At 36.3% G+C, this 14,802-nt stretch carries 17 protein-coding genes; 15 read left to right on the top strand and 2 right to left on the bottom strand.

What is annotated here, in order from left to right; translation table 11 throughout:
- Positions 1-456 precede the first annotated feature (456 nt).
- Together ACIQ7L_RS06255 and ACIQ7L_RS06250 are read left to right on the top strand one after the other, a co-directional pair.
- Entirely contained in the window at positions 457-660 is a 204-nt protein-coding gene (locus ACIQ7L_RS06255) for a hypothetical protein (protein ID WP_097894599.1), read from the top strand.
- 15 nt (positions 661-675) lie between these two features.
- The gene (locus ACIQ7L_RS06250) at positions 676-840 is read left to right on the top strand and encodes a hypothetical protein (protein WP_400567563.1); all 165 of its coding nucleotides are present in this window, start codon (positions 676-678) and stop codon (positions 838-840) included.
- A gap of 31 nt (positions 841-871) precedes the next feature.
- Here ACIQ7L_RS06250 and bcaP read toward each other — a convergent pair whose 3' ends face one another.
- Positions 872-2,275 carry a branched-chain amino acid transporter BcaP gene (gene bcaP / locus ACIQ7L_RS06245; protein WP_400567561.1) on the bottom strand — a complete coding sequence of 468 codons (1,404 nt, stop codon included), beginning with the start codon at positions 2,273-2,275 and terminating at the stop codon, positions 872-874.
- A gap of 382 nt (positions 2,276-2,657) precedes the next feature.
- Between bcaP and ACIQ7L_RS06240 the strand changes: the two genes are divergently transcribed.
- The 6 genes from ACIQ7L_RS06240 (at position 2,658) to ACIQ7L_RS06215 (ending at position 8,687) form a co-directional block, all read left to right on the top strand.
- Complete coding sequence (locus tag ACIQ7L_RS06240) at positions 2,658-3,785, top strand: cation:proton antiporter (RefSeq protein WP_400567560.1); 1,128 nt, start codon at positions 2,658-2,660, stop codon at positions 3,783-3,785.
- A gap of 134 nt (positions 3,786-3,919) precedes the next feature.
- Positions 3,920-4,249 carry an outer surface protein gene (locus tag ACIQ7L_RS06235; RefSeq protein ID WP_097894642.1) on the top strand — a complete coding sequence of 110 codons (330 nt, stop codon included), beginning with the start codon at positions 3,920-3,922 and terminating at the stop codon, positions 4,247-4,249.
- A gap of 29 nt (positions 4,250-4,278) precedes the next feature.
- A complete protein-coding gene (locus tag ACIQ7L_RS06230) occupies positions 4,279-5,142 on the top strand; it encodes a MurR/RpiR family transcriptional regulator (RefSeq protein WP_097894641.1) in 864 nt (287 codons plus the stop codon).
- 158 nt (positions 5,143-5,300) lie between these two features.
- Positions 5,301-6,185: an N-acetylmuramic acid 6-phosphate etherase gene (murQ, locus tag ACIQ7L_RS06225; protein ID WP_400567558.1), complete on the top strand. Its 885-nt coding sequence runs from the start codon at positions 5,301-5,303 to the stop codon at positions 6,183-6,185.
- Positions 6,186-6,208: 23 nt separating this feature from the next.
- Complete coding sequence (locus ACIQ7L_RS06220; protein ID WP_400567557.1) at positions 6,209-7,573, top strand: PTS transporter subunit EIIC; 1,365 nt, start codon at positions 6,209-6,211, stop codon at positions 7,571-7,573.
- Between the two features lie 52 nt (positions 7,574-7,625).
- Complete coding sequence (locus ACIQ7L_RS06215; RefSeq protein WP_400567556.1) at positions 7,626-8,687, top strand: DUF871 domain-containing protein; 1,062 nt, start codon at positions 7,626-7,628, stop codon at positions 8,685-8,687.
- A gap of 30 nt (positions 8,688-8,717) precedes the next feature.
- Here the strand turns inward: ACIQ7L_RS06215 and ACIQ7L_RS06210 are convergent, their stop codons facing one another.
- Positions 8,718-9,626: a DMT family transporter gene (locus tag ACIQ7L_RS06210; protein WP_400567554.1), complete on the bottom strand. Its 909-nt coding sequence runs from the start codon at positions 9,624-9,626 to the stop codon at positions 8,718-8,720.
- 394 nt (positions 9,627-10,020) lie between these two features.
- On the opposite strand from ACIQ7L_RS06210, the gene ACIQ7L_RS06205 reads away from it, so the two are divergent.
- The 7 genes from ACIQ7L_RS06205 (at position 10,021) to ACIQ7L_RS06175 (ending at position 14,606) form a co-directional block, all read left to right on the top strand.
- Positions 10,021-10,515 (top strand): Lrp/AsnC family transcriptional regulator, encoded by a 495-nt coding sequence (locus tag ACIQ7L_RS06205; protein ID WP_097894593.1) that lies wholly within the window; start codon positions 10,021-10,023, stop codon positions 10,513-10,515.
- 272 nt (positions 10,516-10,787) lie between these two features.
- The gene (locus tag ACIQ7L_RS06200) at positions 10,788-11,243 is read left to right on the top strand and encodes an N-acetyltransferase (protein ID WP_400567553.1); all 456 of its coding nucleotides are present in this window, start codon (positions 10,788-10,790) and stop codon (positions 11,241-11,243) included.
- A gap of 122 nt (positions 11,244-11,365) precedes the next feature.
- A complete protein-coding gene (locus ACIQ7L_RS06195; protein ID WP_400567552.1) occupies positions 11,366-11,902 on the top strand; it encodes a GNAT family N-acetyltransferase in 537 nt (178 codons plus the stop codon).
- Positions 11,903-12,233: 331 nt separating this feature from the next.
- Complete coding sequence (locus ACIQ7L_RS06190; protein WP_400567674.1) at positions 12,234-12,812, top strand: TetR/AcrR family transcriptional regulator; 579 nt, start codon at positions 12,234-12,236, stop codon at positions 12,810-12,812.
- An 80-nt stretch (positions 12,813-12,892) separates the two neighbouring features.
- Positions 12,893-13,243: a DMT family transporter gene (locus ACIQ7L_RS06185; RefSeq protein ID WP_400567550.1), complete on the top strand. Its 351-nt coding sequence runs from the start codon at positions 12,893-12,895 to the stop codon at positions 13,241-13,243.
- Between the two features lie 2 nt (positions 13,244-13,245).
- A complete protein-coding gene (locus ACIQ7L_RS06180; protein WP_400567549.1) occupies positions 13,246-13,560 on the top strand; it encodes a DMT family transporter in 315 nt (104 codons plus the stop codon).
- Between the two features lie 467 nt (positions 13,561-14,027).
- Complete coding sequence (locus ACIQ7L_RS06175; protein ID WP_097894640.1) at positions 14,028-14,606, top strand: TetR/AcrR family transcriptional regulator; 579 nt, start codon at positions 14,028-14,030, stop codon at positions 14,604-14,606.
- Positions 14,607-14,802: the final 196 nt, after the last annotated feature.

The raw sequence follows: 14,802 nt of genomic DNA, 5'->3' as shown, positions 1-14,802 counted from the left end.
GTCTCTTGCAAAATGATATATATACATCAATTAAAAAACCGACAAAAACCCCCTCTTTTTAGATGGGAGAGAGGATCTAGCCATGCATAGAAGCGGTCAGGGCCTGTTTCTGCCACATGCGAAGTACGAACAGAAAGAGCAAACGAGTGTAGGTTACTTTTTATTCTGCATAGCAGGGATTTAGATGTTGAAAAATGAAAATGGATTTATCCCGCATTAACGGGCAGTAATACTCCCACCCAAAAATTAGGTGAAAGCAAAGAAGTAAGGTGGGAGATAAACTGCCCGTAAAAGCCCGATTGGTTCAACTAATAATCAGCGGGGCATGAACTGTAGCGGCGTATTGAATATGCGAGGTAACTTGTTGAAAAGAGTGTAAATAAACAACAACTTGTGATGACAAGCTTCTTTTTTGTTATACTAATAATAGAAAGATAGGGTAAGGGAGCGAATGATTTGGAAGAGAAAAAGCTAAAGAGAATTTTGGAATATGTATGGATCGTGGTTGTGCTCCTTGTTGGATATTACGTATTCAAAGATAAAAGCAAATGGATGCTATTTTTACTGACTTTTTTATTAGCAGGATTAGGAACGTTATTTATTAACTTTTTCTTTGATAGTGTAACTGCGTGGAAAAAGAAAAAGAAAGACACAAAATAGCCGAGGAGGATAGATATGCAAAAGTGGAAGCTTGTGTATCAGTTGGTTGTAATGGTGATCGTTGTTATAGTTGGCATCATCAACTATTCTTCACCGTTAGGAGATTGGGCATGGTTTACGGCTTGCATCGGTGCATTTCTCATTCTACAGACGTTAACGAAAAAGCATATGAGAGAATGAAAACAGCTCGCTTTAGTGGCGAGCTGTTTTCTTATGCTTCTTTTTTCGCATCGCTATTTTTGTCTGTAAGTAGGTGGCTATTACGTCTAGAGTAGAAGAAATATACACATAGTCCAATAACAAGCCAAACAGCGAAGCCCATCCATGTTGTTGCCGAAAGGTTGATCATTAAATATAAACAACAGCAAATCGTAACGATTGGTAATATCGGGACAAATGGTGCACGGAAGCCTCTTTTTAAATCAGGATGTGTTTTACGTAAAATAAGTACAGCAAAACAAACAAAAGTAAAGGCAGTTAGTGTACCGATGTTCACTAAATTTGCGAGTAGGTGTAGATCGAGTACTCCTGCTAATAAAGCGGCTAATATCCCAGTAATCCATGTGTTTAATAAAGGAATTTTCGCCTTTTGACTGACGCGAGCTAATGCTTTTGGAAGTAGACCATCACGGCTCATTGCATAAGAAACACGGACTTGCCCATACATAACGACTAAAAGAACAGTTGTCATTCCTGTCATTGCACCGACAGCTAATAAACTAGCAATTGTGTCTTCACCAACGAAATGCAGTGCAAAAGCAACGGGATCAGAAACATCTAATTGTGTGTAAGGAACCATCCCCGTTAAAACAAAGGACACAAGCATATACAATACGGTACAAATAAGAAGAGAACCAATGATTCCAATTGGTAAATCTCGCTGCGGTTTTTTTGTTTCTTCGGCCGCTGTCGCGATTGCGTCAAATCCTAGAAAGGCAAAAAATACTGTTGCTGCACCAGTAATGATACCATCGTATCCAAATGGTAAAAACGGTGTCCAGTTTTCAGGTTTTACGTATTTCGCACCTGCTACAATGAAGGCAATGATAACCGCTAATTTGATTAACACCATAATATTATTAATACGAGCACTTTCACGTATACCAAAGCTAAGTAATAGTGTGATAAAAAGTAAAATACATACAGCTGGTAAATCGATTAATCCGCCTTTTCCCATGCCAGGGGCTGAGGCGATGATGGCGGGAAGATGAATATTAAATCCTTGAAGTAATGATTGTAAATACCCTGACCATCCTACAGCGACAGCCGCGACTGCCAGCAAGTATTCTAGCATTAAACACCAGCCTACGATGAAGGCAACGATTTCTCCGACCGTCATATACGCATACGTATAAACACTTCCTGAAATAGGGATAGAAGAAGCGAATTCGGCGTAACAGAAGGCGACGCAAGCACAAGTAAATGCGGCGATAAGAAAAGATAGCATAATGCCCGGGCCAGAATGTTTAGCTGCCACAATTCCTGTTAAGACGAAAATGCCTGTCCCAATGACGGCACCGATTCCTAAAAAAGTTAAATCTAGTGCAGTTAATGTTCTTTGTAATTGCCTAGGTGATTCAGTAGTAAGTGGTTTCTTTCTTAATAATGACTTCACTTGGACTCTCCTCTCATACTTCAATCTTCACAACTGCGAATAGAATGCGAGCCCACTGGAAAATAGTTCATACGTAAATGGAGGTACAGTTGTGTATTTTTCTCTCGCGATTTGCGGACAGTAACGCTCCTGCCTCAAAATTAGAAGCTAGATGGGAAATAAACTATCCGTAAAAGCTCGATTGGTGAAAATCAATAATCAGCGGGGGATGGAGAAAACCCACTAATTAAAGTTTCGCTGTATGAAAAATATAGAATGGCTGTAGTAATTTTATTATAATTCAGAATATTTTGTCAAATAAAAATGTAACAAATAAAATCTTGTTTGTAAGGAGAGACTATCATTAAAAATATACGTATTTTGTAAAGCAGGAGAAGATGCTATGCTGTTTTATTTTGAACTGGTCGTTATTTTGCTTTGTACGAAGTTAGCGGGCGATATTAGTGTTAGACTTGGACAACCATCGGTATTAGGTAAATTAATGATTGGAATTATTATTGGCCCCGCTGTCTTTGGAATTATTGATAGTTCTGAACTTATCGATGAACTAAGTGCGATTGGTGTTTTGCTGCTCATGTTTATGGCAGGGTTAGAAACGGATTTAGAAGAATTAAATCGTAATTTAAAATCTTCATTTGCAGTAGCGATGGGAGGAATTATTTTTCCTTTCTTTGGTGGATACTTAGCAGGTCTCGCTTTTGGAATGGTACAATCAAATGCCATTTTTTTAGGGTTATTACTTTGTGCAACATCGGTGAGTATTTCTGTACAAACATTGCGGGATTTAGGGAAAATGAACACGCGAGAAAGTACGACGATTCTCGGAGCAGCTGTGTTCGATGATGTTATCGTTGTTATTTTGTTAGCTTTTGTTATGAGCTTTCTAGGTACGCAAGATGTGAATATTACGCTTGTCATTGCTAAGAAAATCATCTTTTTCGTAAGTATTGTTTTCATTGGTTGGAAAGTTGTTCCGTGGATTATGAGAATGTTGGTGCCGCTCCGTGTGTCAGAGGCGTTAATTAGCGCAGCACTTATTATTTGCTTTTCCTTTGCTTACTATAGTGAAAAAATGGGGATTGCCGGTATTATCGGAGCTTTTGCGGCGGGAATTGCAATTTCTCAAACAGAATATAAGCATGAAGTGGAACATAAAATTGAACCGATTGCTTATGCTATTTTCGTACCAGTCTTTTTTGTTAGCATTGGGATGGAGATCACCTTTCACGGGATTGGAAGTCAAATGTGGTTTATTGTGATCATGACCATCATTGCGATTCTCACAAAGTTAGTGGGGTCTGGCTTAGGAGCAAGGTTAACAGGATTTAATTTAAAATCTTCAATTAGTATAGGGGCTGGTATGGTATCGCGCGGGGAAGTTGCACTTATTATTGCAGCAAATGGGCTAACTGCGAATTTATTAGCGAAAGAGAATTTTACAGCCATTGTAATTGTTGTTATATTGACAACCATTATTACGCCACCATTATTGAAGAAGTATTTTGTATAACGAAAAAAAACAGGAGCCTGACAGCTTCTGTTTTGTTGTTATATGAGACACCTATATAATATTAAAAAGCGATATTAGTAGGAGTAATTATGTTAAAATCTATGTATGTGATAGGACGAAAAGGAGAGCAATACATGAAGATTACATGGAAAAAAGTTATATGTGTCGTTGTAATTCTCGTAATGTGCCTACCTTTTACATTGTGGAAAGAATCAAAAGTGAAAGACTTCCCTGTTTCTGTTTTTTCTTCTTATGTTGCAGGGGATGATTCGGAAGGGTATAGATACACTTCCTTGTTACCTGACTTTGCAATTTGGATAAATGGATGGGAAAAGAAGTGGTCGGAAGGAGAAAGAACGGTCTATCAAAAAGGGGATCGAACTGTAAATGTTTTTCATCCTCCCGGTGAAGATGTCTTTTATCTTTGTGATTCAAAAGATATGGAATTAAGATATGAAAAATAAAAGCAACCGCAAGAAATGGAGGTTGGATGGTGAAAGCTTCAACATTACTATTTAAAATTGAAAATTATATGGATCAATTTTCACCAGCTGAAAAAAAGGTTGCCAGGTACATAATGGAAAACGCAGAGATTGTTCCAAATTTAACAACAAAAGAAGTATCTAGCAATGCGGGATCCAGTGAAGCAAGTGTCGTGCGCTTTTGTAAAACGATTGGTATAGGAAGTTTTAAAGCATTTAAGCTAGCACTTGTTAGGGAATTAACAATTGCTGATTATAATATTAATGATTTTTCGGTGATGAACACAGAAGATAGTCCGTTTGATTTATTCAATAAAGTTACATATGTAAATAAAGCTGCAATTGAGGCAAGCGTTACGGCAATTGATAAAAAAGAATTAGAAAAAGCAGCCGACGCAATTTTGCATGCAGGAAAAATATTATTTTATGGAGTGGGCGGTTCCTCTGCACCAGCAATGGATGGAGCATATAAATTTACTCGTCTTGGCTTTACCGCAATCATGCTCCCTGATTTTCATATGATGTTGCCGCTCGTGACAAACTTAAGAGAAGGAGATATATTTGTCGCGATTTCAACTTCTGGTCGTACGAAGGATGTATTGGAACTCGCGCGGTATGCGAAGAAACGAGGAGCAACTGTTATTGCGATTACAAAGTTAGATCAATCATCTCAGCTATATAAAGAATCATGTATCCGTCTTTGTATGCCAGATGTAGAGCAGGATTATCGTATAGCAAGTATTGCGTCAAGAATGACGCAATTAAATATGATTGATGCTTTGTATGTCATTACATTTAATCAGATTGGTAATCAAGTTTTGGATCAATTTATGGAAACGAGAGCAGAAGCAGTACGATTACGCAAATTAAAGTAAGGAAAAAGATGGGGGAGCTCATCTTTTTTTTTGCACGTATAGACACAAATTTGTTATAAAAAGAAATTAAATTTCATAAAATAATAAAGAGACGTTGATTTTAAATTTCTCAAAGTTATAATAAAAGTATGAAATTAAATTTCAAAGAAGGTGAAATTATGTTAGAAAATTTATCTACAGAACACCGAAATGAAAATACGATGAATTTAGATGAGATGAGTATAAAAGAGATTTTACAAACTATGAATCAAGAAGATCAGAAAGTTGCTATAGCAGTAGAAAAAGAGATTGAACAAATTGAAAAAATTGTGCAAGATGTCATTTTGTCTTTCAAAAATGGCGGCCGATTAATTTATATTGGAGCTGGTACAAGCGGCCGTTTAGGAATTTTGGACGCTGCTGAGTGTCCGCCTACATTTGGGACGGATGAGAAACAGGTGCAAGGATTTATAGCAGGAGGAATGAAAGCGATTACTAAAGCGATAGAAGGCGCCGAAGATCGAGAAGACTTGGCTGTACTAGATTTAAAAAGCATTCAATTAAATGATAAAGATACTGTCATTGGAATTGCGGCAAGTGGCAGAACTCCTTATGTGATTGGTGGATTGAAATATGCAAATTCCGTTGGAGCAAATACAGCTAGCATCTCTTGTAATAAGGGAGCAGAAATTAGTAAATTTGCAAAAATTAGCGTGGAAGTAGAAACAGGTGCCGAAGTGCTAACAGGGTCTACACGCTTAAAGGCGGGAACGGCACAAAAATTAGTACTAAATATGATTTCAACGTCCTCTATGATTGGAATAGGGAAAGTTTATAAAAATTTAATGGTTGATGTTCAATCGACAAATGAAAAGTTAGTTGAACGTTCTAAACGAATTATTATAGAAGCAACAGGAGTAGAGTATAAGGAAGCAGCGACATATTATGTGAAAGCAAATCATAATGTGAAGGCTGCGATTGTCATGATATTACTGCAGTGCGAATATGGGGAAGCACTTGAAAAATTAACAGATGGGGAAGGGTTTGTGAAAAAGGCGCTATAAAGAATGGGGAGGGGGATTTTAAAATGACGAAAGAACAGCGGATGGCGAATGAAATTACAGAGCAACTTGGGGGAGTAAAAAATATTCGTGGTATCGCACATTGTATGACAAGATTACGTCTAACACTTCATGATGAAAGTAAAGTAAACATGGAACTTTTGAAAAAAGTCGAGGGTGTAATGGGCGTTATTGAAGATGAAACGCTACAAGTCGTAGTTGGTCCGGGGACTGTGAATAAAGTAGCTGCAGAAATGGAAACTTTAACGGGCTTACGAATTGGCGATGTTGCTGATTACCATCTCGAGGACCTTGGCCAAGAAATGAAATCAGCAATGAAGAAGAAAAATAATACACCAGTGAAAAACTTTTTACGAAAAATAGGGAGTATTTTTATTCCATTAATCCCTGGGCTTGTTGCATCAGGAATTATAAATGGGGTTGCGAACTTTGCGAAAAATGCGGGTGCAGATCCGAATGCAACATGGCTGCAAATGTTACTTTTAATCGGCGGCGGTATATTTACGTTTTTAGGAATTTTAGTCGGCTGGAATACAGCGAAAGAATTTGGCGGGACACCAGTACTTGGAGCAATTGCTGGTATTTTAATTTTTAACCCGGCGATGGCGAATGTGAAATTATTTGGTGAGGCGTTAGTACCGGGACGGGGCGGCTTGTTTGCTGTTATTTTTGCAGCGTGGCTTATGGTTGTAGTCGAAAGACAAGTGCGAAAAGCAGTGCCAAATGCAGTTGATATTATTGTGACACCACTTATTACGGTATTAGTTGTGAGTTTAGTAACGATGTTAGCAATTCAGCCAGTAGCTGGTGTATTAACTGATGGAATTACAAGTGGTATTAATGCAATTTTAGATGTTGGCGGAGCATTTGCAGGAGCTGTGCTTGCGGGAACATTTTTACCTCTCGTTATGTTAGGATTACATCATGGTTTAACACCGATTCATATGGAATTCATTAATCAAACGCATGTAACACCGTTATTACCGGTGTTAGCAATGGCAGGAGCTGGGCAAGTAGGAGCGGCAATTGCCATTTATGTAAAAACAAAAAATAAACGACTTCGCAATGTTATTAAAGGTGGATTACCAGTTGGATTTTTAGGAATTGGTGAACCTTTATTATATGGTGTAACTTTACCACTTGGAAAACCGTTTATTACTGCTTGTTTAGGAGCAGCGGTTGGCGGTGCATTTCAAGCAGTTATGAAAACGGCTTCACTTGGAATTGGTGTATCAGGATTATCGTTAATTCCGTTAATCGCTGATAATAAATATTTATTATATTTTCTTGGTCTTGTCATTGCTTATGTATCTGGTTTTATCTTTACGTATTTCTTCGGATTTAAAGAGGAAATGGCAGAGAACATATAGAGAAAGGGATTCCTTTCTCTTTTTTTCATGATAAGTAGAAGGAGAGATTACTATGATAGGAGTTTCAATATATCTTTCAAAAGATCGAGTAGAGGAGCAAGAAAAATGGTTGAAAACGGCAAGCGAAAACGGCTTTACGTCTATTTTTACTTCCCTTCATATTCCAGAAGACGATCCTACAACTTATAAAGAGTTAATACAAATACTTGGGAAGCAAGCGGAAAAATATGAGATGGAACTTATGGTGGATGTTTCTCCAAAGTCTTTAGAGTATTTAGGGATTACATATGAAAATGTGGAACAGTTAGTAGGGTGGGGGATTACGGGCTTACGCATAGACTACGGTATAGAGCCAAAGCAAATTGCACGTATATCACATAAAATGAAGATCGCGTTAAATGCGAGTACAATTACGGAATCCTGTTGGAAGGAATTACTTCAGGAAAATGTAAAAGTAGATTGTGTAGAAGCATGGCATAATTTTTATCCAAGGCCTGAAACGGGACTTTCGAAATCATTTTTACAAAAACAAAATCAATATTTACATACGTGCGGAATAAAAACGATGGCTTTTATTCCGGGTGATGATGAAAAAAGAGGACCGTTATATGAAGGGCTTCCAACTCTAGAAAAACATCGATATATGCGCCCCCTTGAAGCATATTTGGAACTCGTTCAAGACTGTTTTGTCGATAAAGTATTGATTGGGGATATAAGTGGGAGTATGCAAAGTGTAAAAGAAATTTCTAGTGCGCGGAAAGGAGTAATTCCAATCCGTTATAAACCACTTATTAATGAAAGAGAAGTACTAGAAAAAGTGGAGAGAGTACATACGAATCGGCTTGATCCAGCGCGTGATGTCATTCGTTCCGTGGAATCAAGAGAAGGAAATACGGTTATGTTACCACCTATAAATACCATTCAAAGAAAAATAGGAAGCATTACAATTGATAACGAATTGTATGGTAGATATGCAGGAGAAATACAAATAGCGATCAATGATTTACCGGAAAATGAAAAAGTGAATGTAATTGGAATGGTTGTAGAAGAGGATGTGCCTTTATTATTTTATGTAGGAGCAGGACGGAAATTTCAGCTTATTCAAGAGGGGTAAAAAAATCGCCGTAAAATAACGGCGATTTTTTTAGTGATTCTGTACAAATGATGTACGTGCCTGAGTGACAACCGTTTTAAAATGAGAAAATAAGTAACAGCCAGTCACAACGACGATCGTACCTAAAATTTGAATCCATGTTAGTTCTTCACCTAAGAAAAGGAAGGCTAAAATAGCGGTGAAAATTGGATTGAAATTTAGGAAGATTCCTGATGTAGTAGCTCCTAACTTTTGAACACCAATATTCCAAAATACCATACAGACTACAGTTGAAATGAGCCCTGTGTATAGTAAGGAAGTAATAAATGAAGTATTGATATTAGAAACAGTAAAGGTAGATACGTTAAATGGAAGCAATAGGATCACACCGAAAATTCCTGAGTATAAGGTTGCCATCATCGGCGTTGTTGTTTTAGTTGCCCATTTGCTGCAAACAGAATAGATACCCCAAATACAAACTGCAGCGATCATCCATAAATCTCCGCTATTAAAATGTAACGAAAATAAAAGTGCGATATTTCCTTTTGAAAGGACGAGAATAACGCCAAAAAAGGAAAGAATCATAGAAAGAATTTGAAGTACATTTACTTTTTCTTTTAAGAATAAAGATGAAAATAATGTGATTGAAATAGCATTCAATGTGGAAATAAGACCTACATTCGTTGCTGATGTTTGTTCAAGTGCTAAAAACTGAAAAATATTAAAGAGAACAACGCCAGTAATCCCCATGAGTAGTAAAGGAAGGATGGCAGCACGCGGCGGGAAAATCTTCTTTTCCTTAAACCAAACAATCGGGAATAGACAAACAATCGCAATGATCCATCTTAAACTTGTCAGCGTCATCGGCGAAGCATGATTGACAAGTGATTTTCCAATGACAAAGTTTCCTCCCCATAATAAGCTTGTTAACAATAATAAAAAGACATAAAAATAAGGCATAGTTTGGAACCCCTTTTATTAGTATATAAATCCAAATTTAAACTCGACATAACCCCTTTCTTTTTGGGGGGAGAGAGGATCCGCCGATGCATAGAAGCGGTCAGATCCTTTTCCTGCCCCATGCCAAGTGAAAACAAAAAGAGAAAATGAGTGCAGGTCTCCTTTTGTTTTTCATAGCATCGACTTATATGTTGAAAATTCAAATGGATTTACATAATATGAATTGTAAATAATTTTAGCATTTTTCTCAGTTATCTAATATATTATTTTGTATAATGAATAAAATTAGAAATAATATTCTTTCAGTTAGTATAAGTATAGAATTTTATTCGATTTCATAAGGAGTATTATGCATTTTTTCGAAGAATCGTCAGTAAAGGAAAGGAGAGGTTTTATGGAATCATCCGTTATTAAAGTGTTAGATGATTTAGACGTCCAAATTTTAGATATTCTGCAAAAGGAATCGCAGGTAAGCAATGCAGAACTTGCTCGTCGCGTCAATTTGTCGCCACCTGCTATGCACGCGCGCATCAAGAGGCTAGAAAGTGAGGGCTTTATTGATAAGCAAGTTGCAATTTTGAATCAAGAAAAACTTGGATTTGATTTATTATGTTTTATTTTTATGAGTACGAATATTCATCAATCTGAAAAACTTGAAGTGTTAGAAAGAGAATTAGAATCTATGCCAGAAGTATTAGAATGTCATTGTTTAACAGGGGAGTACGATTATTTATTAAAAGTTGCGAACCGTGATCGAAAGGAACTGGAGCGTTTTATTAGGAAGCTAAATAAGCTAGGAATTACACGAATACAGACAAGTTTAGCGCTGCGTGAAATTAAATATTCTACAGTATTACCAATACGGGATTCGAAACAAAGTACTGAGTGAAATATAAAATCATTTTTTATATGGGAGAGAGGGTCCGATCGTGCGGAGAAGCGGTCAGGGCCTTTCTTAGCCCCATGCCATGTGAAAACAAAGGGAGAAAAGGAGAGGAGGTCTTCTTTTATTTTCATAGCATCGACTTGTTTTTTTGGGGATGAGTATATGTAAAATTCAGAATAATAATTGACGTGTTTAAGGAGTGGGTGTATTATTATATAAATTTATGAATTAATATACATTTAAAGTTATAAATATTTCATGTAAGGAGATAAATCATGCAAATTTCAAATGCAATTACAAGTGATGTGAAAGAAATATATAACTTAATAGAAACATATTCGAAAAAGGGAGTCGTTCTACCGCGTTCACTTTTGTCCCTTTACCAGTACTTACAGTGTTTGTATGTTGTGAAAGAGGAAGAGGAAATTTTTGGAGTTGCTGGTTTACATGTTTTAGGTGAAGATCTTGCCGAAATACGATCATTAGTCGTACCGGATACATATACAGGTAAAGGGATAGGACGTATACTAGTCAATCATGTAATAAGTGAGGCTTCTAAAATAAAGGTAAGAAGGGTCATTTCTTTAACGTATCAAACTACGTTTTTTCAGAAGTGTGGATTTGATTTTGTTGATAAGGAATCGCTGCCTGAAAAAGTGTGGGTTGATTGTCGGCATTGTCCGAAATTTGATTGTTGCGATGAAGTTGCGATGATTCGGTATGTTACATGAGGTATAGTTAAAAATGAAAGTCAATATTCTCAAAGACGAGGGTATCAACTTTTTCCATATAAAGGTATAATGTTTGGGATAGAGCTATTTAACAAACGGGTAGAATTAATGGGGGGGGCATTATGGAATTATTTGAGTATGAAGAACGATTTGAAAAGCAAGTAGAAAGCTATGTATTATCTGAGGAACAGTTACAATTTACAGGTATACCAAAGAAATGTGTAGAATTATCAAAAGCCGATGCTGATAGACATTCTATATTGTTTTTTGTAAATAATGAGCTTGTGACATTCTTCGTTCTTCACGAAAATGAAGGTGTAAAACCTTACTCTGAAAATCCCAAATCTATCTTATTACGAGCATTTTCAACGGATTATTATTATCAAGGAAAAGGGTATGCGAAACAATCATTATTGTTACTGCCTGACTTTGTTCGCAAAAAATATCCACATATTAGTGAAATTGTATTAGCGGTAAATATGAAAAACATTACTGCACAGTCGCTATATAAAAAATGTGGATTCATTGATGAAGGCGTACGCAAAATAGGAAAAAAAGGCGAACTTATTATTATGAGCCTTTATTTATCTGACTATCCGCGAGAAGCAATACTCCCACCTCAAGATTCGGTGAAAGCAATGTCCAGCTCTAGCGGCTAGAATCTCCGGTCGTTTCGCATCCTCGGACGAGGCAAAAAGCGCCTCTCTGTCGGGGCTCCAACGTCCTGCGATTCTGAGCGAGCCGCTTCCGTTTTTCTAAAGAAGTAATGTGGAGATTAACTGCCCGTAAAAGCCCGATTGGTGTGGGCTAATAGTCAGTGAAGATGAAGAAAACTCCACTGATTAAAGTTTCACTTTATGAAATTTTTAAATGTATGTATGAACAAGAGCAATTATGAAAAATGAAAATGAGGGATTGACATTTTATAAATCATTCACATACAATATAAATGAATGACATTCAGTCATTTTATTTCGTGGAAGGATGTAGATAATGAGTAAAAAAGAAAAAATTGTATACGCTGCTATCGAATGTTTTAGGGAAAAAGGGATTGAAAAAACAAAGATTTCGGATATTGTGAAATCAGCTGGTATTGCTCAAGGAACCTTCTATTTATATTTTTCTTCAAAACTATCCGTAGTGCCTGCTATTGCAGAAATTATGGTTGAGAAGATGATATGTGCAGTTGAAGAAAAAGTACAAACTAGCACTTCTTTCTTAGATACATTTTCGCAAATTGTAGATGCAATTTTTGATTTTACAAAGGAACACCACGAAATACAGGCATTAATATATGTCGGTTTAGCATCAAGCGAACATATAAAAAAATGGGAGAGTCTATATCAGCCTCTTTACATTTGGATAAAACGCTTTTTAGAAGAAGCTAAGAATGCTAATGTCATACGGAATTCTATTCATGTTGAAAGAACTTCCAAACTTTTTATCGCTTTAGTTGAATCGGCAGCAGAACAAACATATTTATATGATCATGTAAAAGAAGAGCAAGCTGATTTACAAAAGGCTGAAGTTTTGGATTTTTTAACATATGCATTAGAGATAAGAAAATAAATGTTCATTCGTTGATTATAGCAAGATAGATAAATTTAGGCTAAAAATGAATGACAGTCAGTCATAAAAGGTGGAAATATATGAAGAACAAAGCTTGGTTATATGTAATATTAACATGTATTTTTGAAGTTTTTTGGGTGTTTGGTTTTAATACTGCTCACACATGGTGGCATTGGGCAATCATTGTAGGGATTATTGTTGTTGATTTTCATATACTTTCTAAAGCGTGTGAACATCTTGCGACAGGAACAGTATATGCCGTTTTTGCTGGAGCAGGAACTGTGGGAACTTTCTTAATGGACGTTTTTCTTTTTGGTGGAAGTTTTAGTCTAGGGAAATTATTTTTCATAGTTATGATAGTCGCTGGCGTTATTGGCCTAAAGTTAGCTGATAACAAAGAAGTAGAAGAAGTTATGAAAGGAGCTATTTAAGGATGGGATGGATTTTTGTCCTTTGTGCCGCAATTTGTGAAATAGTTGGTGTAGTAGGTCTTAAAATGTATAGTAAGGATAAAACAATAAAAAATGGAGCTATTTATATAGGTGGATTGGGTATGTCCTTCGCATTTTTATATACATCTTTCCTATTTTTACAGGTAAGTGTAGCTTATGCGGTTTGGATTGGTATAGGAACAGCCGGAGCTGTTTTGTTAAATATGTTCCTATTTGGAGAATCAAAAAGTAAGGCACGTATGATGAGTGTGGCTCTTATTGTATGCGGAGTGACAGGATTAAAGGCTCTTTCTTAAAGATAGGAAAAGTTTATTACAAATAAGGAAGAATATATTGTGATGTAATCTCCTAATGTTCTATTAGGGGGTTTTTCTATATAAATTCAAATTGAAACCTGGCAGAACCCCTTTCTTTTTGGGGGGGAAAGAGGATCCGCCGATGCATAGAAGCGGTCAGATCCTCTTCCTACCCCATGCCAAGTGAAAACAAAAAGAGAAAATAAGTAGCGGTCACTTTTTGTTCTTCATAGCCGCGACTTATATGCCGGAAAATTAAAATGGATATATATACGGAAAATAAAGATAGGATTATGTAGAGTACCTATCTCTTTTATCATCCAGAAATATGGAAGTTGCTAATGGTGATTTGAACAAATAAGTAGGTTAGAAAAATTCCCGTTAACTAGTACTCCATTGTTGACAGTACAATAATTTTTCATATAGAATGAGTGACGGTCATTCAATACGCGTGTGAAAGGACTCAGATCATGAATAAAAAAGAGAAAATTGTCTATGCAGCTATTGAAGTGTTTCAGGAAAAAGGCGTTGAAAAAACAAAGATCTCTGATATCGTAAAATTGGCTGGTATTGCTCAAGGAACTTTTTATCTGTATTTTCCTTCTAAATTATCTGTTATGCCTGCAATAGCAGAAGTGATGGTTGAAAAGATGATACATACAGTAAAAGAACGAGTACAAAATAATGAACCTTTTTCAAAGAAAGTTATGCAAGTGATCGATGCGGTTTTTGACTTTATAGCGGAATACCGTGAAATACAAGCATTAATGTATGCTGGTCTTGCATCAACTGAGCATATAAAAGAATGGGAAACTGTATATCAACCCCTTTATATGTGGTTAAGTCAATTCTTAAATGAAGCAAAAGATGCAGGTGCAATTCGTAATTCTATTCACGCTGAAAGAACAGCAAAGTTATTTATTGCTCTTGTTGAATCCGCAGCGGAGCAGGTTTATTTATATGATCATAAAAAAGATGATCAGGCCGATCTTCAGAAAGCTGAAGTACTAGACTTTTTAACACATGCATTGGACATTCGGGAATAAACAGTTAGGTGAATCCATACTAGTAAAGAGATGGGTTCATGCTACCCTATAATGAATGATAGTCAGTCATTTTAAGGTAGCATGAATCAATCTCATCATTCATTAGCTTCGTTAGCCAATTCGAATATATGTAGAGCTTGTTGTATTGCAATGATGAACAAAGAATTAAAGGATAAATAAAAAAGCTCTTGGGGAT

The organism is Bacillus sp. NPDC094106 (assembly GCF_044764345.1).
Lineage (GTDB): Bacteria > Bacillota > Bacilli > Bacillales > Bacillaceae_G > Bacillus_A.
The sequence above is the reverse complement of the archived record's forward strand: the minus strand, read 5'-3'. Positions and strand labels throughout refer to the sequence as shown.

Bases quoted from the DNA above. Each gene is read 5' to 3' on its own strand.
- ACIQ7L_RS06250 (WP_400567563.1), top strand. From the start codon at position 676: ATGCAAAAGTGGAAGCTTGTGTATCAGTTGGTTGTAATGGTGATCGTT.
- ACIQ7L_RS06240 (WP_400567560.1), top strand. From the start codon at position 2,658: ATGCTGTTTTATTTTGAACTGGTCGTTATTTTGCTTTGTACGAAGTTA.
- ACIQ7L_RS06235 (WP_097894642.1), top strand. From the start codon at position 3,920: ATGAAGATTACATGGAAAAAAGTTATATGTGTCGTTGTAATTCTCGTA.
- murQ (WP_400567558.1), top strand. From the start codon at position 5,301: ATGTTAGAAAATTTATCTACAGAACACCGAAATGAAAATACGATGAAT.
- ACIQ7L_RS06220 (WP_400567557.1), top strand. From the start codon at position 6,209: ATGACGAAAGAACAGCGGATGGCGAATGAAATTACAGAGCAACTTGGG.
- ACIQ7L_RS06215 (WP_400567556.1), top strand. From the start codon at position 7,626: ATGATAGGAGTTTCAATATATCTTTCAAAAGATCGAGTAGAGGAGCAA.
- ACIQ7L_RS06210 (WP_400567554.1), bottom strand. From the start codon at position 9,626: ATGCCTTATTTTTATGTCTTTTTATTATTGTTAACAAGCTTATTATGG.
- ACIQ7L_RS06205 (WP_097894593.1), top strand. From the start codon at position 10,021: ATGGAATCATCCGTTATTAAAGTGTTAGATGATTTAGACGTCCAAATT.
- ACIQ7L_RS06200 (WP_400567553.1), top strand. From the start codon at position 10,788: ATGCAAATTTCAAATGCAATTACAAGTGATGTGAAAGAAATATATAAC.
- ACIQ7L_RS06195 (WP_400567552.1), top strand. From the start codon at position 11,366: ATGGAATTATTTGAGTATGAAGAACGATTTGAAAAGCAAGTAGAAAGC.
- ACIQ7L_RS06185 (WP_400567550.1), top strand. From the start codon at position 12,893: ATGAAGAACAAAGCTTGGTTATATGTAATATTAACATGTATTTTTGAA.
- ACIQ7L_RS06180 (WP_400567549.1), top strand. From the start codon at position 13,246: ATGGGATGGATTTTTGTCCTTTGTGCCGCAATTTGTGAAATAGTTGGT.